This window comes from Woeseia sp. D3-10 (genome assembly GCF_055809415.1).
Genome location: NZ_JBVVTW010000007.1, coordinates 3,285,696 through 3,304,244 on the forward strand (window position 1 = coordinate 3,285,696; position 18,549 = coordinate 3,304,244).

An 18,549-nucleotide genomic window follows, 5' to 3' on the forward strand; every position below is an offset into this window, starting at 1 on the left:
AGTCGAGGTATGCGGCAAGCGCGATCTCGGCTCTCAGGCGCATGCCGCCATACTGTTCGCTCCGGACTGCTCGGGCAATAACCCTCAGGGCAGCGGGTTTCTCAGTTTCAAAACGAAGCGGTCTGTGTTGCCGCGCAGTCCCTCGGCAAAGACACCCTGGCTATGATCGTCGGCGGCATTGGCCAAGACGTCACTGTCGCCTTCGACGACAAATCCTGCCGCGACTGCGGCTTCTATAGCGCGTGCTTTTTCAATGCGGTGCAATGCCACGTTGTCCGCGCTGCCGACACCCACGTGATCAATGATGCCGAACACGCCGCCGGGCCTCAGTATGCCGCGGATTGTCGTCAGAATCGCGACGGCGGCTTCCGGACCGGCACTGTTGTAGATGTCGTGAAAGTTGAGCGCGGTTATTGCTGCATCAAACTGGCCGTCCGCAGCGCTGAGGTCTTTGAGTTCCTTGTTCAGCCTGCTGACGTTGGGTAAGCGATCGCCCGTGAGTCGTTCGCGGAGGGCGGTCTCGTTTACACCGTCTCGCATTTTCAGTACCGCATCCGGGTTCTGCGCAACGACCCGACCCTGCGGCCCGACGCTGATGGCGAGGACTTCTGTGTAGTAGCCGCCGGCTGCAATCAGGTCAATGACGGCCATGCCCGGTTCGATGCCGAGAAACTCAATGACGTCGGCGGGCTTACGACCGGCATCCCGGTCGCGGTCCGCCTGGGGCCGGGAGCTGGCAGCCAGTCGCTCACGCAAGCCGGGCGCTGCCGCGGGTTTCGTGACCTCGCTGCTGCCGGAGTTTGCAGGTTCTGCGTCATTGCCGCTGGGGCTGCAAGCGACGGCCAGTGTCGAAGTTAGTAACAATGCCAGCATCTGAAATTTTGCGGCCATGATAATGCTCCGTTTGCGCGAGGTTTGGCGTGCCTGTTGAGGATACTCGGTGGCCGGTAGCGCAACAACCGGGCTCGCTGGTCTAGTCTTTGCCCGGGTATTGCTCCCACTGCGACAATCCGTCACCTCCGCACGACCATTTGACCCGGGAATCCTGAAAAATGCGGCCGGTGACGGTGAGGTCAGGGTCGTTGTCCAGACTGCCGGCGCTGATAACCGCGATATTCGCCTGGGCCGATACCCGCGGCAGCGGGCTGCCACACTCGCTGCAGAATACCGTGTGAAATCGTTCGGCTTCCGGTACGCGGTAGCGTCGCAGGAGATTTTCGCCACGGGCCCATGACTGCTGACTGTAGCGGACAATGATGTTGCTCGCGTGGCCGGTTCCGCTCGCCTTGCGACAGCGTCCGCAGTGGCAATGGAAAAAGGCCTGGACTTCGCCGTGTATGTCGTAGGCAACCTTGCCGCACAGGCAGCTGCCAGAGAAAGTTTGTGCGCTCATGTAGTGCTCCGTCGCGTTAGTTGCTGGAAGCCGATACTATCCCAGTCAGCCACTTCGCGCGTTGCGGGAGTGGCTGGCCACATACCAGGGGGAGTCAATGACAGACGTCGCCAAATCGGCAACAGTGCGTGAGCAGGGGACATTATTGCGCCCTGATTTCATCTGGTCGCTGATGTTGTTCGCCGTGGCCGCTGCGATCATCACCGTGCTGGGTTTGCAGCAGGGTCTGCTTACCGGACCTTACGGCTGGGGTACGGGTGGCTTCTTTCTCCTGTTTGGCCTGTTCACGATTACGATGGGATTTCCGCATCCCGGATTTGGTCATGTGTCGTTTGATCGGGTGGCGCAGGTAGCGAGCCTGTTGCTGCTCGGCCCGCTTGATGCGGCCTGGATTAACGGTCTGGCGTCGTTTCTCTGGCCTTGGCACCGCTTGTGGAAGGGCGTATCGGTCAAGGATGTCATCACCGCCTCGTTACACAACGCGGGCCTGATGTCGCTGCTGATCCTCGCCTGCGGTACCTTGTACGTTGAGCTCGGTGGCGTCGTGCCGCTCTACCAATTGGATGGTGCGACGGCAGGACTATTGCTGCTGTTATTGCTTAGCATGCAGTTGGCCAACGATGCTGGCATGTTGTTGCTGATTTACCTGCGGCATCTCGATCCTACGCGCTTGCTGAACGTATTCTCATCTGCAGTCGAGATTGTTTCCGGCGTTATCGCGGTGGTGGTCGTGACGGTGTTTGTGCGTCTCGACCTTACTGTGCTGGCTTTGCTGTTGTTTGTGCTGGGTCTCGGCATGCTCGTGCTTAAGCGGTTCGCCATTATGCGCGACCGCCTGGAGAAAATTGTTGACGAGCGAACGGAAGAGCTGCGTCTCAAGTCTATCGAGCTCGAGCGTCAGGCGACTCACGATACGCTGACAGGGCTTTTTAATCGCCGCTTTGCTGACGATTACTTGCAGAGAGAGATGGAAGCATCCCGGCGTACCGACCGGGAACTGACTATCGCGCTGGCCGACATCGATCATTTCAAGAGCATCAACGACAACTATTCTCACGCGATCGGCGATGAGGTCTTACGCCGGGTATCCCGGTTGCTGGTGAATCGTTGTCGAAAGACCGATATCGTCGCGCGCTACGGTGGCGAGGAATTTCTGCTGTGCTTTCCGGATACGAACATTGAATTCGCAACCCAGATTTGCGGACAGATTCGGGCGGCCATAGAGAAGATGGATTGGTCGGTGATGCAGGGCGAGGTGCCCGATGACTTCCAGATCACAATCAGTTTCGGTGTCGCCCCAGTCGGCAGCGATACCCGTCGCACGGCCGTATTGGGCATTGCCGATATGCACCTATACAAAGCCAAGAGCGAAGGCCGAAATCGCGTCATAGCGTAGCCTGATCAGCCGCGCCTTAGATAGACCATCGTGTTCAAATTACGACACTAATTGCCCAGCGATCCGCTTGATTGCGCGATTTTGTTGCTCCAGGGCAACGTCCGTGACGAAAATTCGCGGTGTTCGTGACTGAAGCATTTACAACGCAATCACAATCGGCAATATTGCCAGCACGAGGATCGGAGCGAGATCTGCTTCTGACCACGAAGGCGGGACCATGCACACCCCGCGTACGATAAGAAATACGGCATAAGGGGAATGAAATGCAATTTGACGATTCGCGCAGTTTTTGCGTGCGTCTGCTGAGCGCAGGAGTATTTTGTTTTGCGCTATTTGCTACGCCCGCGACGTTCGCGCAGGAAGCGGACAGCGATCAGGCCGACAACGACGACGTTATTGACGAAGTCACTGTTACCGGCTCGCGCTTGAAACGCAGCACCTACAGCAGCATTGCGCCGCTGCAAGTCATTACCAGTCAGGTATCCCGTGAAGTCGGGCTCATCAATGCCGCGGATATCCTGCAGGAATCGTCCGCCGCAACGGGCCAGCAGATTGACCTGACATTTAGCGGCTTCGTTATAGACGAAGGTCCGGGTACCAATCCGGTCAGTCTCCGGGGGTTGGGTTCCGCCCGAACACTGGTACTTGTTAACGGCCGACGCCTTGCGCCGGCCGGTGTTGAAGGGGCGCCGTTTGCGGCTGACCTTAATCTCGTGCCCGGCTCGCTCGTTCAGCAATACGACCTGTTGCTGGATGGTGCTTCATCCGTGTACGGCTCAGATGCTGTCGCCGGCGTGGTGAACATCATCATGCGCAAGGACTTCGACGGTCTTGAACTTGAGTATTTCACGACCGTGCCCGAGCAGAACGAAGGCTTGAGCCACAATATGACCGCGATCTGGGGCAAGAATTTCGATCGCGGTTTCATCGGTATTGGCTTCGAAGCGGAAACAGCCGAGGTTGTGACTGCCGCCGACAGAAGCTGGACCAATCAGTGCGACCGACACTACGAGATGACCACCACCGGTGAATTCCGAACCGTGGGCCTTGCGGATCAGATTGCTCTTGGCATGCGACCCAATGCGTGCAAGCGCGCGGCACTGGCTGGGCGTATCGTGCCCGATCCTTTCGGTAACTACGGCGGTTGGGGCAGTATTTACTGGACGCCAGGCGCCGGTAACTCCGGCCTTGCAGACTGGTCGGAATCATCGTCCTTTAGCGTCGCTGTTGATGCTGATGGCGATGGTATGGTTGACATCGATTTCGCCGACTATGCACTGGAATCCAGGGAACTGAACCGGACGCTGTACCCCGACTTCGATTCTCTCAGCGCGATGGCCTACGGTGAGTACACGCTTGAAGGTGAGGCGAACATCACACCGTATTTCGAGGCGATGTATAACGAGCGCAAAGTCTTTTTCGATTCCGGCCGTTTTCAGCTGTTCCCGCAGGTCGGTGCCAGCAATCCATACAACCCGTGTAATCCCAACGGTTTGACCGGTGTTGATTGCGGTCTGGCGTTTGATTCGCTGATGAACAACCCTAATTTCGCCGCCGACTTTACGGACTACTACGGCGTGCCACCCGGCGCATTCGGACTTGGCTTGGAAGGCCCGTCCGGTCCGGTCGGCGTGTTGCCGATTGCCAGTGTCCTTGGTGATCGTACCGGTAACGACAACAAAGTTGAGCAGACGCGACTGGTGGTTGGTGTTCGCGGCGATATCCCAGCCATGAATTTTGGCTCAGTGGCGAACTGGACGTTCGATCTGACCGGCGTCTGGTCGAAATCAGACGGCGTATCCAGCCGGCTCGGTGTGCGCGGTGATCGGCTTGCAACATCACTGGCAACCTCACAGATCGTCGCCGGAACCAGCAATGTCGTCTGCGGCGTGGACAACAACAGCGACGGCGTACCCGATGGCGTTTTGGCTGATGGCACACCGTGCGTACCTGTCAACATGTTCGCACCGTCGTTGTACAACGGCATTGTCGGCGACTTTGGCACACCGGAAGAACGTGCATTCCTGTTCGACAGTCGCGACTTTGACACGGTATACAAACAGGCGATTTATTCGGCGTTTGTTACCGGCGAAATTCTGGAACTGCCAGCAGGCCCGGTATCGATGGGTCTTGGTATTGAACACCGCATCGACGAGATTCAGTCCATTCCTGATGATGTGGCGAGTCAGGGACTCTTCTTTGGTTTCTTCGCCGATCAGGGTGCTGTAGGCCAGAAAGACACCAGCGAAGCTTATGCGGAGTTTGAAATCCCGCTGCTGGTGGACATGCCTTTGGCCAGTGAGTTGACCACCAACCTGTCGGCGCGCTGGACGGAAGACGAGTTCTACGGCAGTGCATGGACGTACTCAGGCAAGCTGGGTTACCGGCCGGTACCGTCGTTGTTGTTGCGGGCCACCTACGGAACCTCATACCGCGCACCCAATCTGCGCGAGAACTTCCTGCTGGGACAGACTGGCTTCCTGTCGGTTGGCGATCCTTGCGTTGTTCCGGATGCCGCTTACGATCCGTTGAGTGGCTACGATCCAACGTTGGACAATCGTGACCCGAACATCATTCAAAACTGCATCGATATCGGTGGTGTGGACCCAACCTCGCTCGGCTCAAACATCAACGCTGCTTACAGTGTAGAGCGTTCCTCGGGTGGCGCGGTTGATTTGCTCGAAGAAACTTCGGACTCGGTCTCTCTTGGGTTCGCTTTCGAACAGCCCTGGTTTAACCAGTTCAACCTGACGATTGGCTCGACCTTCTACAGCATTAAATTGACGGACTCGATTGTTGAGCCTTCAGCTCAGTTCATTGTCAATGATTGCTATGGCAGCCCGACGTCGGTCAGAAGCGCGTTCTGTAGTCGAATTCGCCGCGGTGCCGATGGCTTGCTGGACTTCATCGATGCCGGCTTCATCAATCGCGATTCGGAAAAAGTTGAGGGCGTGGACGTGAACGTCGCCTTTGACATGACCGTGCAGATGTTCGGTCGCCCGGTTGATTTTGGCGTCGACGTCATGCTGAACCGTTCGCTGGCACTTGAAGAAACCTTCATTGACGATAACGGCAATGTCGATTTCGATTCTGATCAGGGCGAGTTCGGCTTCCCGGACTGGAATGGCAGCATGACGCTGCGCGCGGACTTTGCCGACTGGCGCGCGACCTGGCAGACCCGTTACATCGGTTCAGTTCACCAGGATGCAGCGTTTGTTGATGACTACGGCAATGCGAACGCGGGCACGGCAGACACCTGTCGTGGCACGGCTGACGGTGATGTTGATTGCCGTGACGTAGGTTTTGCGAACAACTACTTCACGCACAACGCGTCGATTTACTACTACGGTGATGTCTGGACGTTTGGCGGTGGTATTCGCAATGTCTTCGACCAGGAACCACCGATGGTGGACGGCGACGAAGTGCTGGCTATCAACAACACGCCGATTGGCTATGGCTACGACATCAATGGCCGTACGTTCTACTTCAATGTGGCTGCTACCTTTGATCTCGGTCTTTGACCTCAGCGGGCGCCATTGATTCGAGGCAATTAAAGGGCCCGCGGTAATTCGCCGCGGGCTTTTTTTTGCTGCAGGTAATTGCAAACTGAGAGTAGTGCAAATGACTGAGACCAGACTGTTCAGATTATCCTTGCTCCTTGTTGTTTTCGGCATGTCCAGCGCGAATGCAGCGGTGGAACCCTATCCATTGGAGTATTTTGCGCTGCGTGCTGTAGTCAGCAATGTTGAGCTGTCGCCAAACGGTGAGCGCCTTGCGTTGTTGAAAATTCCAACCCGGGACGGCAATCCGGTCATCGAGGTCTACGATGCCAAAGACTTGTCCAAGGAGCCGTTTCGGGTCAATGCGGACCCAATGGAAATTACCCGATTCTTTTGGGTCAGTGATTCCAACATTGCGTTCGTCGCACGGCAGAAAATACGGGACAAGATCGAAGGCTTTAACCAGGGTGTGTACGAGTTTCGATTGGCCAATTTCGATGTTGATGCCAGAGATATTGAGACCTTTGACGAATTGAATGGCACGATTTCGCACTTGTTGCCGAAAGAGCCAGACAAAATCATCGTGTCTTTCAATCCGGGCGCGGAGCAGGATTCAAAACTGAAAGAGGCATTCAGGCCGCGTGCGTACTACGAGTTCGATTTAAAACGCGGGACCAAGAAGTTGCTGATACGCGGCAAAATTGATCTTGCGCAGATCGAGTTTGACGGCGACGGCAACCCCTACACGGCGCGCGGCTTCGATATCGGTTCGGGCGAGTTCATCTGGTACTTTCGCCGACCGGGTGAGACCAAGTGGTCCGAAATGTACCGCATGGATGAGGACAGCTTCGAAGATTTTATCGTTGAAGGAATGGACGACGCCAAGGCGGGTAACTTCCTGGTTACAGCTCACAACGGGAATGACAAATCCGGACTGTGGTCGTTTAACCCGGATACACAGGAATTCGAGGAACTTATCTACCGGCGCAACGATGTCAATGTTGCTGGTGTGCGATTTCACAGCAACAGCTGGACGCAACCCGATACGATTGCCGGCGTTGTCTACGGTACTGATAAATACCGTGTCGAGTACTTTGACGAACTCGAAGGTGCGACGATCGCACAGCTTGAGCGCTTGGTTCCGCACGCACACGAGGTACGTATTACCAGCCGTTCGCGTGACGGCAACAGCATGACGGTTTACAACGAAGGACCGCGTGATCCTGGCACGTATTATCTGATCAAGGACGCAAAGATCAGCACGGTGGGCAGCAAGCAGCCTTTGCTCGAGTCAGAGAATCTCGCCGATGTGCGTTACATTTCTTACCCTTCACGCGACGGGCTGACCATTCACGCCTACCTGACGGTGCCCAACGGTGAGCCGCCTTTCCCTCTGGTGGTCATGCCGCACGGCGGGCCGTTCGTATCCGAAGTTGTAGGCTACGACGAATGGGGCCAGATGCTCGCCAACAATGGCTACATGGTCTTGCAGCCGCAATACCGTGGCTCGACCAACTACGGTCTTAAACATTTCCTCGCAGCATTTGTCGACGGTAGCGAGGCTGGTTTTGGTATGCAGGATGACAAAGACGACGGCGCGCTGTACCTGGCCAAAGAAGGCCTGGCCGATGCAGACAGGATGGCCATGTACGGTTGGTCTTACGGTGGGTACGCCGCTTTGGTTGCCGCTTCGCGGACGCCGCAGATCTATCAATGTGTGATGGCCGGCGCTGCGGTGGCAGACATGACAATGCAGCTGAACTATTACCGCGACGAATTGCGGGGCGCAGGCAGAATTTCGCAACTGAGTTATCGCGAGGGTGCGATCAATCCTATCGACGAAACGGACAAGATCAATGTGCCGATGTTACTGGTGCACGGTGACGTTGATCAGCGCGTACCACCAGCGCATATGCGTCGTTACCTGAAGAAGCTGGGCGATCTTGAGAAGGACTATCGCTACGTGTGGCTTGAAGGTGCTGATCATTTCTACAACACCTTGTTCTTCGATCACAAGATTACGCTCTATCAGAACCTCACCGGCTACCTCAAAAACGAATGCGGGCCCGGTGGGCTGTAAACACAAACGCCGTTGCTGGTATGCCAGCAACGGCGTTCGTTATTTGCACAATGAGTGTAGCCAGGCGTGTGACTCAGAACATTTCGCTGGGGCCTAGCTCCGTGTCCGTCTGTTCTGAGCGGCTCTCGATGAAATCGCCGGTGATCATTTGGGCGTAGCTGAGCCCTGGGCCAACCATCGGGTATACGCCGGCATCAGGGTCAATGATGACTTCGAGGAAGGCAGGACCGTCAAAGTCAATAAACGCGCGAATGTAGTCCGGTAAATCTTCCTTGCGTTCAAGCCGGCGAGCGAATTGAAATCCGTCTGCTTCAGCAGTTTTTACGAAGTCTTTGCGGTGCAAGGACTTGTCGCTGGCAGACATGCGGCCTTTGTAATAAAGCTTTTGCCACTGTCGAACCATGCCGTCGCCGAAATTATTGAGGACGACCACTTTTACCGGCAGGCGATAGGTGGTTGCCGTCTCCAGTTCGCCTATGTTCATCCGAATACTTGCATCGCCGTCGATATCGATAACGAGCTTGTCACGCTGCGCGAACTGAGCGCCAATGGCGGCCGGCAAGCCGAAGCCCATGGTGCCCATGCTGCCTGAGGTCAGCCAGAGTCGTGGTTCGCGGAAATCAAAATACTGCGCAGCCCACATCTGATGCTGGCCAACGCCAGTCGCGATGATGGCTTCGCCACCCGTGATGCGATTGATTTCTTCGATAACGGCGTAAGGCTGAATCAGCGCGCTCTGCCGGTCGTAATTCAATTTATAGCGGGATTTCAGATCTGCCACTTCGCCGTGCCAGTTTGAATAATCCTTGCTGAAGCCGACGCGCTTGCCGTAAGCAACGACATCGTTGAGGTCACGTTCGAGTACCCCCACGTGATACCAGCTAACGCTCTTAACCTTGCCAATTTCGGACACGTCAACATCGAAATGCGCGATATGCCGGGCTTTTGGTGCGAAGCGGGCAGGGTCGCCGGCGACCCGGTCATCAAACCGCGCGCCGATAGCAATAAGCATGTCGCAGTCTTCGACGGCGTAGTTGGCACTGGCGACACCATGCATGCCGAGCATGTGTAACGACAATGGGTGCGTGGTATCGCTTGCACCGATGCCCATGAGCGTCGTAACCACGGGAATGCCGAATTCGCTGGCCAGCTGGCGCATGGCGACGCTGGCATTGGCGTTGATGACACCGCCGCCCGCGTAAATTAGCGGTCGATCGGCCTTTTCCAGCATCGCGAACAGGCGTCGGCATGCTTCGTCGTTGAGTCGATTGTCGGTGACACTCTGCAAACGGTTCCGGTAGCCGGTTAATTCGAGTACGCCAACGCCTTGAAATTGTCCTTCCCAGTTCTGAACATCTTTCGGAATATCAACAACTACCGGGCCGGGCCGTCCGGTGCGTGCCAGTTCAAAGGCGGTGCGGACTGTGGCTTCGAGTCGCTCCGCGTCTGTGACCAGGAAGACGTGCTTTGCGACCGCGCCCATGATTGCCGCGACCGGCGCTTCCTGGAAAGCGTCCGTCCCGATGGCATTGGTCGGCACCTGGCCGCAAATAACCACTATTGGCACTGAATCGGCCATGCAATCGCGAACGGGTGTGACTGTATTGGTGGCACCTGGCCCTGAGGTCACCATTACGACCCCGACCTTGCCACTGGCGCGCGCGTAGCCCGCTGCCATGAAGCCGGCGCCCTGTTCATTAGCAGGGACGATCAGTGGGATTGCGGCAGTGCCGGCAGAGTCTTTGTGCAGGTCGTTATAGCGAAACACCGCATCATAGGTCGGCAATATCGCCCCACCTGAATAACCGAATATCGTATCGACGCCTTCATCAGCAAGGACCTGCACGACAATATCAGCACCCGTCATGCTGGTACCGGCGAGTGGGTGGTGGGTATTACGCGGTGCGGTTTGTCCGGTGCTCATTAGGTGCCACAAGATCAATGTAACTTTCGGATTTCTCGCGAGTGTTTACTAATTTCTGGTGCATTGCAATACTGGCACCGCTGGCAGGAAATGTGCGCTGAGTGGTGCGTTACCCGATTCAGCGAAATTGAACTTATCACCGGATACAACAGCATGCGTCACGTTATATCAGTATTACTGCAGAACGAAGTCGGTGCGCTTACACGCATGACAGGTCTATTTTCCACGCGCGGTTTTAACATCGACTCGCTGAACGTCGCGCCGACTCAGGACGAATCCGTCTCCAGAGTGACCCTGGTAATCAATGGTTCGGATGCCGCGGTCGCACAGTTGAATACCCAGCTGGCCAAGCTGGTCGATGTTGTCAATATCCACGATATGACGCTCGGCAAGCACTTCGAACGCGAACTGGCCATCGTGAAATTGAAACTACCGGACGGAGACTTGCCGAAGGTGCATGCACTGGCAGAGAAATTCGGCGCCGAATTGCTGGATGATTCAGTGAACAGCTGCACGCTGCAATTGACCGGAAACCAGAAGGAAGTGGATTCCTTTGTTGGTGAAGCGGCACAGATCGGCAGCTTGTCCGCTGTTGCGCGCAGCGGCAGTGTTGCTGTCTCCAAAGGCGAAGTTACGTTGTCGACCTACTCCCGGCAACACCGCCTTACAGGCTAGGCGACCGATGACTGACAACGGCATTGCCGGCCTGCAGCGTGTCGTCGTGAAAATCGGCTCTGCGCTGTTGATCGATGAACGCGGGGCATTGGATCGTCATTGGTTGCAGACGTTGCTGGATGATGTGGCGAACTTTTCGGCGAATGGCAAACAGGTGTTGCTGGTGTCGTCCGGGTCGGTCGCTCTGGGCTGCAGCACGCTGGGCTTGAATCGGCGCCGCGCGCGTCTGGAGGAGCTGCAGGCAGCCGCGGCAGTAGGCCAAATTCGGCTGGCACAGGCATACCAGGAATTGCTGGCGCAACGCGGCATCGCGGTCGCACAAATTCTGTTAACGCCGGACGATACCGAGGTCAGGCGCCGGTTCCTGAACGCGCGGGGTACGCTGAATAAGCTACTCGAACTCGGTGCAATTCCGGTCATCAATGAGAATGACACGGTGGCCACGGACGAATTGCGCTATGGCGACAACGATCGACTTGCGGCCCGTGTCGCGCAGATGGTCATGGCCGACGGCTTGATACTGCTGTCGGACGTGGACGGATTGTACGATGCGAACCCGCGTTCAGATGACAATGCCCAACACATCGCGGAAGTCGCGGAAGTTGATGACGAGGTCATGGCGCTGGCCAGTGGCAGTGGCAGCAGCCATGGCAGCGGCGGTATGACGACCAAATTGATGGCGGCGAGAATTGCCACGCGTGCTGGCTGTACGACCTGGATTGGCAACGGCACGATCCAGAACCCGTTGCGGGCATTGGCCGAGGGTGCAACCACAACCCGCTTCGTCGCGACCGGCACGCCAGCGGCGGCGCGCAAGCAATGGCTCGCAGGAATGCTGGAGTTGCGCGGTGAGCTGCATCTCGATGCGGGCGCCAGTGCGGCACTACTTGCCGGCAAGAGTCTGCTGCCCGTTGGTGTCGCGTCGGTAACGGGCAGTTTTCGCCGCGGCGATGCAATCAGCCTGATTAGCAATTCAGGTCGTGAACTCGGCCGCGGCCTTGCGACCTACGCGAGTGAAGAGGTAGCAGAAATACGGGGTTGCCGATCGCAGGATATTGAGAACCGCCTGGGCTATCGCGGCCCGGCTGTGGTCGTGCACCGGGATGACCTGGTGTTGTTTGATTAAGCATGCTGGTCATTGGCGACGTTGACTACAAACAGTTGGAAATGAATACAAATGAATACTGAGATTCCTGAGAGAGCACTGGCAGCGACGATGGATGCCCTGGGTGCGGCGGCCCGCAAGGGCGGGCAGCGTCTGGCGCAGGCGAGCGCAGCGGCAAGAAACAAGGCATTGGTGAGTGCTGCGGGCTTAGTGCGCGAGCGTAAGGCAGTTATCGCAGCGGCGAACGCGCAAGACATGCAAGCTGCCCGGCAGCGCGGCCTGAGCGGTGCGATGCTGGACAGATTGATGCTGGATGACGCTCGTATCGAAAGCATGGCCTGCGGACTCGAATCCATTGCCGAACTGCCGGATCCGCTGGGCAACGTCCTTGCGGAATGGGAGCGGCCGAACGGTTTACGAATACAGCGGGTTGCGGTACCGCTCGGTGTCATCGGCATTATTTACGAGAGTCGGCCGAACGTCACAGCAGATGCTGCCGGCCTGTGCCTGAAATCAGGCAACGCCGTGATCCTGCGCGGTGGCTCGGAAAGTTTCGCCTCAAGTCGCGCCATTTTCTCCTGCATGACCGATGGTATGACGGCGGCGGAACTGGACAGCAGTGCGCTGCAGATGGTGCCGACGAGAGATCGTGCGGCCGTCGGTCACCTGTTGTCTTCGATGGCACAGTACGTAGACGTTATCGTTCCGCGTGGCGGCAAGAGCCTGATTGCGCGAGTGCAGCAGGATGCACGGGTGCCGGTCATTGGTCATCTTGAAGGTTTATGCCACGTGTACTTGCACGAGTCGGCGGACAGTGCGATGGCCGCCAACATCGTTTTGAACGCGAAGATGCGGCGAACGGGCATTTGCGGTGCGGCAGAAACCGTGTTGATCGATCGCAGCGCGGCGAACCGATTGTTGCCGAAAGTAATGGAGTTACTGATTGGCGCCGGTTGTGAGGTTCGCGGCGATGCGGATGTCTGTCAGCTCGATAACAGGGCGACGCCGGTGACGGAAGCAGATTGGACCACCGAGTACCTCGACGCGATCATTTCGATACGCATTGTCGATGACATTCGCGCGGCCTCGGCACACATAGGCGACTACGGTTCGGGCCACACTGAATGCATCGTCGCGGAAGACGTTGACGCCGTGCAGGAATTCTTCGCGTCCGTTGACAGTGCGATTCTATTGCACAATGCGTCCACTCAGTTTGCGGACGGCGGTGAATTCGGTATGGGTGCCGAAATCGGTATTGCCACAGGGCGGATACACGCACGCGGTCCGGTGGGTGCGGCGCAGCTGACAAGCTACAAATACCTCGTGCATGGCGCAGGACAGCTGCGGCCGTAATGACGAATGCGGCGGCAAAGTTTGATGCGATCATCATCGGTGGTGGTATCAATGGTGCCGGTATTGCGCGAGACGCCGCGTTGCGTGGTCTCAATGTGTTGTTGCTCGAAGCCGCGGATTTCGGAGGCGGTACCAGCAGCTGGTCAAGTCGTCTGATACACGGTGGTTTGCGCTACCTGGAATACGGCGAGATTCCCCTGGTATACGAGTCTCTGCACGAGCGGCGGTATCTACGCCGGATAGCGAGTCATCTGGTAAGTCCGCTTAAGCTCATTATCCCGTTGTACCGCAGTGGCACGCGCCCGCCATGGCTGGTTCGCCTCGGTATGATTGCCTACGACACCTTGTCTATCGGCAAGTCGTTGCCCCGCCACCGGATGTTGTCCAGAGAGAAGTTGCTGGAGCTAGTTCCTTCGGTTAATCCGCAAGGATTGCGCGCTGGCGCAAGTTACTACGACGCTCAGATCACCTACGCAGAACGTTTGGTCATTGAAAACATTGTTGCCGCTGCCGAGGCGGGAGCTGACGTTCGAAATTATCATGCCGTTAGCGGTATCGACTTCGCCAGTGATGGCGAGCACTCGGTCACTTTCACTGCTGCAGATGGTGTAGCGCAGCGTGCATGTGCGCGTTGCATCGTGAATGCCGCAGGGCCGTGGGTTGACCGGGTGCTGGCCGGTACGCAGGCGAGTCAAACGCGTTTAATGGGTGGCACCAAAGGCAGCCACATTATTACTTCGGCGTTTGCTGGCGCGCCAGCCGATGCGTTCTACGTTGAAGCGGCGAGTGATGGCCGCCCCGTGTTCATAATTCCCTGGAACGGTCAGTACCTCATAGGCACGACGGATATCCGATTCGACGGTGATCCCCGTGATGCTTCGGCAAGTGGTGCCGAAGTGGACTATTTGTTGGCGACTACCAATGAGGTTTTTCCTCGCGCGCAACTGACCCGGGCCGACATCAATTATTCGTACGCCGGCGTGCGTCCTTTGCCTTATGTGGAGAAGGGGCCCGAGTCCGCTATAACCCGTCGCCATATCATTCATAGCCATGACGGCGTTGCACGCGGATTGTTGTCTATCATCGGCGGCAAGCTGACGACCTATCGAAATCTCGCCGAGCAGGTGGTCGATAGCATCGAACGCAGTCTGAAAGGCGCATCCACCCGCTGTGTAACGGCAAGCACGACACTCCCGGGTGGTGGTGACACGTCGGCAGCGCAAGCCGAGTTGGCGAACATTGCAGGCCTGCCCGAATCGTTGCGTCATCGTTTGCTCGGTTTGTACGGTTCCCGGGTCGCTCGTCTCGCTCAACTGTGCGCGGAGTCACCGGAACTGAGCACCGGCATGGACTCGCGTTACATTGCCGCTGAGGTGGTTATGGCCGTTCGAGACGAATTTGCACGTAACCTTGTCGATGTCATGCACCGCCGGCTTATGCTCGGGTTGGCGGCTGATCAAGGCCGTGCGGTTGCTGAGGGTGTGGCAGCAATTGCCGCGGCAGAGCTCGGTTGGGACGCAGTGCAAACCCGGCAGCAGCTGGCTCAATTGGCCGACTACAATCGGCGCTTGCAGCCGGATACAGGCAGTAACGACTAGGCTGCGGATCAGTCGCTGCCGGCAGGCAACGGTCCAGTTATCAGGAATCCCGCTGTGAGTCAGCCAACGCTGGCGAGCCCATGACGCCGGGTTGTTCGGGCCGCCCGCGGTTCCTCCGGTGGTCGCTCGCGACACCGTAATGGCGGGGCAAGCAGTCCCGCTCAGCTGCACGCAGTGTGAAGCCAGCGGATTCTCTATAATGCAGCAATGAAATTCGCGGGATTATTCAGAATCTTTAATATGTTCAAATATTTACGACATTCAGCTTGCGTGTTCCTGGCGCTCTTACAGCCCCTGGGATTGCCCGGCGCGCAGGCAGCTGATACGCCGGCTGAGCGCCAGTCCGAACCCGGTGAGCGGCCACGCATAGGACTCGTATTGGGTGGCGGCGGCGCGCGAGGGGCCGCTCACATTGGCGTGCTGCGTGAACTCGAACGACTTCGTATTCCGATAGATGCGGTAGCCGGAACCAGTATGGGCGCTATCGTCGGTGGCCTGTACGCGGCCGGGAAATCACCGGCGGATCTTGAAGAGATCGTTTCGTCACTGGACTGGAGCGGGTCGTTCAATGACCGGACCGCGCGCCGCGATCTGCAATTTCGCCGCAAGCAGGACGATTCGGCGTACCCGATTCAGTTTGAACTGGGCGTTCGCGACGGCAGTCTGCGATTGCCGCGAGGCCTGATTCAGGGGCAAAAGCTGGGCCACATATTGCGCGAACTGACGCTGGCGACGGCCTCGATTGATAGCTTCGATGATTTGCCGATCCCGTTTCGGGCCGTGGCGTCCGATATTGCGACCGGGGAAGCTTATGAAATGTCGTCGGGCGATTTATCGCGGGCGATGCGAGCCAGTATGTCGGCACCCGGGATTTTTTCACCGGTCGTCGTCGACGGCCGTACGCTGGTCGACGGCGGGCTGGTGGGCAATGTGCCCGTCGATACGATTCACGCTATGGACGTTGATATTGTGATCGCTGTCGACGTCGAATTTCCGTTGTACTCGCCTGATCAACTGGACTCCGCTCTGGGTATCACAGCGCAAATGTTGACGATTTTGATCCGCAAGGAAACGCTACGACAGCTTGAAAGCCTCGATGACGACGACATTCTGATCCGGCCGGAGCTGGGAGAGTTCGGTTCCAGCAATTTCGCTGAAATTACCGAGGCGATTGAGCCGGGCGCTATTGCGACGCGCAAGTTGCAAGACAAGTTGATGCCGTATGCGCTGGACGAAACAGCATGGCAACAACACTTGGCGGCCCGCGCGCTGGATGCAGGGCCAACTCCAGAGCTCGATTTCGTACGGGTGGTGAACGGCTCACCGTTGTCCGCACGCGTTCTGGAGTCCCGTCTCAATACGCGTCCGGGCGATCAGCTGGATACCCAGCAACTGGCTGACGATGCAGCGAATTTGTACGGTCTGGATTTGTACGAATCCGTTGACTATCGAATCGTGCGCGAAGGCGACGAGACCGGCGTTGAATTCGACGCGCAACCCAAATCCTGGGGACCCAACTATCTTAACTTTGGAATCCAGCTTGAGGATGACTTTGAAGGTACTACGGCGTTCAATTTGTCAGCTCGGTTGACCCGCGCCGGCGTCAACAGGCTGGGCGCCGAGTGGCGTACGGATATCCAGGTTGGCACCGAGCCACTGCTTGTTTCCGAGTTCTATCAACCACTCAGTTTCGACGCGCGGTATTTCATTGCGCCGCGTATCGAATTGCATCAGGAAAATTTCCGTACGTTTTCGGGCGATGATCGCATTGCTCGCTACCGGGTTTCCGATTCGCAGTTTGGCATCGACATCGGCCGCGAGTTGGGGCGCTGGGGTGAATTTCGCATCGGCGCGTTTCGCGGTGCGGGCGAAGCCCGCCTGAAAGTTGGCGACCCGGCCTTGCCCAATATCGATTTCGAGACGGGTGGCTTCTTCGCCAATTTCGCCGTGGATACGCTGGATAACGCACAGATTCCATTGCACGGCTCGCGGGTGAACCTGCGTTGGGAGATGTCGCGCCCTGGATTGGGTGCCGACAACGAGATTGACACGGTTATGACCGAACTCATGACCGTAAACACCTGGGGCCGGCATACTGTGTCGTTGGGGTTGGACTTCAGTACGACCATTCAATCGGCCAACGAAGTACAGAATTACTTTCCCCTGGGCGGTTTTCTGCGCATGTCCGGCCTCGCGCGAGGAGAAATCAGTGGCCCCCATGCCGGACTTGCGCGCCTTGTCTGGTATCGCCGATCAGGTGAAACGGGCGGGGGGTTGGTAGACTTTCCGCTCTATATTGGCGCGTCGGTGGAGGCAGGCAATGTCTGGCAACAGCGCTCGGATATCAGTACAGGGGCTCTGTTGATGAGTGGCAGCCTGTTCATTGGCCTCGATACTTATTTCGGCCCCTTGTACATCGGCGCGGGTATGACCGAACGCGGTAAATCCAATTTCTACCTGTCGCTGGGTGCTCCGCCTCGCTAGTACGATGGCCTGTTGCCAGCGCCGGTCAGCGAATGATTTTTTCCAGCACCTGGGTGGGCGTATCGGTGCGCCGATAATACAAATGGCGTTGCGCAATATCATTGTAAGCACGGTCACGCTCTGCTTCTGTTGCATACCAGCGAACGCGCTGCCAATCGTCGCCCAGTAACCTTTGGAACGTATCGCCAGCCGGCAACGAAATACGGATACCGTATTTTTTTTCAATACCGGCTTTTCCCGGCTCGACGAGGTTGTGTTGGTGGACGTAGTTCACGAGCGATTACCTGATAAGAAACAGCAACGGCGATTATATAGACGACCGCCGCAGACAACCACGATCAATTGTTGTGTTCGCGATCCCCGGCGCCCTCGCGATCTGCCCAGCCCAGCAGTCGTCGGGTAACGAACAGGTAGACACGCTTGCCGCTCGCTCGCCAGACTTTGGCTGGCAGTGAGGGATTGGCAAGGATCGCGCGTTCGCGGTTGGTCAGCTTGTGCGGCAGATAAGTACGCTTGTGCTTCAGCATGTGACGCAGGTCCTCGCGCGCCAGCAGCCTAAACAGGCGACCACGCTTCGCCGCGTACCACGCGAGCTGGAAGTCGATCAGTGCCGGCTGGCCATCCGGGGTCACCAGCCAGTTCGGTTCTTTCGCAAGATCGTTGTGTACAACACCAAGGTTGTGCAGGCGACGAAGCAACCGCAGGGCATTGCGAAAATAATCGGGATCGGCGGGGCGCGCGATCTGCATTGGGTCGCCGGCAATGTAGCTGCGCAGAAGTACGTTGCCTTCGCACCGCAACAGTTCCGGGACGCCGCTGAGACCATCAATGGCCGCTAGGCTGCGAGCTTCTCGGGCCATCAGCCGACGCGCCACCCAGCGACTCCACATTGGCGCGCCGTTGACGTCACGAACAATGCGCGGACCGCTGTCCGGGTACTGCAGACGGACTTCTCCAAACAGGTCTTTTTTCAACAGCTTGTCGTCTTGGCGGGGCATCATTTATTCTGTCAGGACAGCCACTTCGACGGCGAATGTGCCA

13 protein-coding genes are annotated in these 18,549 nt (G+C 57.3%); 8 read left to right on the forward strand and 5 right to left on the reverse strand.

Annotated features, from left to right (window positions below; translation table 11 throughout):
* Positions 1-84: 84 nt before the first annotated feature.
* Positions 85-891, reverse strand: coding sequence for a class I SAM-dependent methyltransferase (locus tag AC0L8N_RS15015; protein WP_473668608.1), 807 nt, complete (start codon positions 889-891; stop codon positions 85-87).
* An 82-nt stretch (positions 892-973) separates the two neighbouring features.
* A complete protein-coding gene (locus AC0L8N_RS15020; protein WP_473668610.1) occupies positions 974-1,393 on the reverse strand; it encodes a GFA family protein in 420 nt (139 codons plus the stop codon).
* Positions 1,394-1,490: 97 nt separating this feature from the next.
* Between AC0L8N_RS15020 and AC0L8N_RS15025 the strand changes: the two genes are divergently transcribed.
* The 3 genes from AC0L8N_RS15025 (at position 1,491) to AC0L8N_RS15035 (ending at position 8,369) form a co-directional block, all read left to right on the forward strand.
* Positions 1,491-2,789, forward strand: a complete 1,299-nt coding sequence (locus AC0L8N_RS15025; protein WP_473668612.1) for a GGDEF domain-containing protein — start codon at positions 1,491-1,493, stop codon at positions 2,787-2,789.
* 263 nt (positions 2,790-3,052) lie between these two features.
* The gene (locus AC0L8N_RS15030; RefSeq protein WP_473668614.1) at positions 3,053-6,310 is read left to right on the forward strand and encodes a TonB-dependent receptor domain-containing protein; all 3,258 of its coding nucleotides are present in this window, start codon (positions 3,053-3,055) and stop codon (positions 6,308-6,310) included.
* A gap of 100 nt (positions 6,311-6,410) precedes the next feature.
* The gene (locus tag AC0L8N_RS15035; RefSeq protein ID WP_473668616.1) at positions 6,411-8,369 is read left to right on the forward strand and encodes an alpha/beta hydrolase family protein; all 1,959 of its coding nucleotides are present in this window, start codon (positions 6,411-6,413) and stop codon (positions 8,367-8,369) included.
* 73 nt (positions 8,370-8,442) lie between these two features.
* On the opposite strand, the gene ilvB is transcribed toward AC0L8N_RS15035, so the two are convergent.
* Entirely contained in the window at positions 8,443-10,293 is a 1,851-nt protein-coding gene (ilvB, locus tag AC0L8N_RS15040) for a biosynthetic-type acetolactate synthase large subunit (RefSeq protein WP_473668618.1), read from the reverse strand.
* Positions 10,294-10,446: 153 nt separating this feature from the next.
* On the opposite strand from ilvB, the gene ilvN reads away from it, so the two are divergent.
* The 5 genes from ilvN (at position 10,447) to AC0L8N_RS15065 (ending at position 17,508) form a co-directional block, all read left to right on the forward strand.
* Positions 10,447-10,968: an acetolactate synthase small subunit gene (ilvN, locus tag AC0L8N_RS15045; RefSeq protein WP_473668620.1), complete on the forward strand. Its 522-nt coding sequence runs from the start codon at positions 10,447-10,449 to the stop codon at positions 10,966-10,968.
* A gap of 7 nt (positions 10,969-10,975) precedes the next feature.
* Positions 10,976-12,094 (forward strand): glutamate 5-kinase, encoded by a 1,119-nt coding sequence (gene proB, locus AC0L8N_RS15050; RefSeq protein WP_473668622.1) that lies wholly within the window; start codon positions 10,976-10,978, stop codon positions 12,092-12,094.
* A gap of 51 nt (positions 12,095-12,145) precedes the next feature.
* On the forward strand, positions 12,146-13,426 hold the full coding sequence (locus AC0L8N_RS15055; protein ID WP_473668624.1) for a glutamate-5-semialdehyde dehydrogenase: 1,281 nt from the start codon (positions 12,146-12,148) through the stop codon (positions 13,424-13,426).
* Positions 13,426-15,024 (forward strand): glycerol-3-phosphate dehydrogenase, encoded by a 1,599-nt coding sequence (gene glpD / locus AC0L8N_RS15060; RefSeq protein WP_473668626.1) that lies wholly within the window; start codon positions 13,426-13,428, stop codon positions 15,022-15,024. Before AC0L8N_RS15055 ends, glpD begins: the two co-directional genes overlap by 1 nt.
* Before the next feature lie 240 nt (positions 15,025-15,264).
* A complete protein-coding gene (locus tag AC0L8N_RS15065; protein ID WP_473668628.1) occupies positions 15,265-17,508 on the forward strand; it encodes a patatin-like phospholipase family protein in 2,244 nt (747 codons plus the stop codon).
* Between the two features lie 25 nt (positions 17,509-17,533).
* Here AC0L8N_RS15065 and AC0L8N_RS15070 read toward each other — a convergent pair whose 3' ends face one another.
* Complete coding sequence (locus tag AC0L8N_RS15070) at positions 17,534-17,782, reverse strand: hypothetical protein (RefSeq protein WP_473668630.1); 249 nt, start codon at positions 17,780-17,782, stop codon at positions 17,534-17,536.
* Positions 17,783-17,846: 64 nt separating this feature from the next.
* Positions 17,847-18,509 carry an RIO1 family regulatory kinase/ATPase domain-containing protein gene (locus tag AC0L8N_RS15075; RefSeq protein WP_473668632.1) on the reverse strand — a complete coding sequence of 221 codons (663 nt, stop codon included), beginning with the start codon at positions 18,507-18,509 and terminating at the stop codon, positions 17,847-17,849.
* Positions 18,510-18,549: the final 40 nt, after the last annotated feature.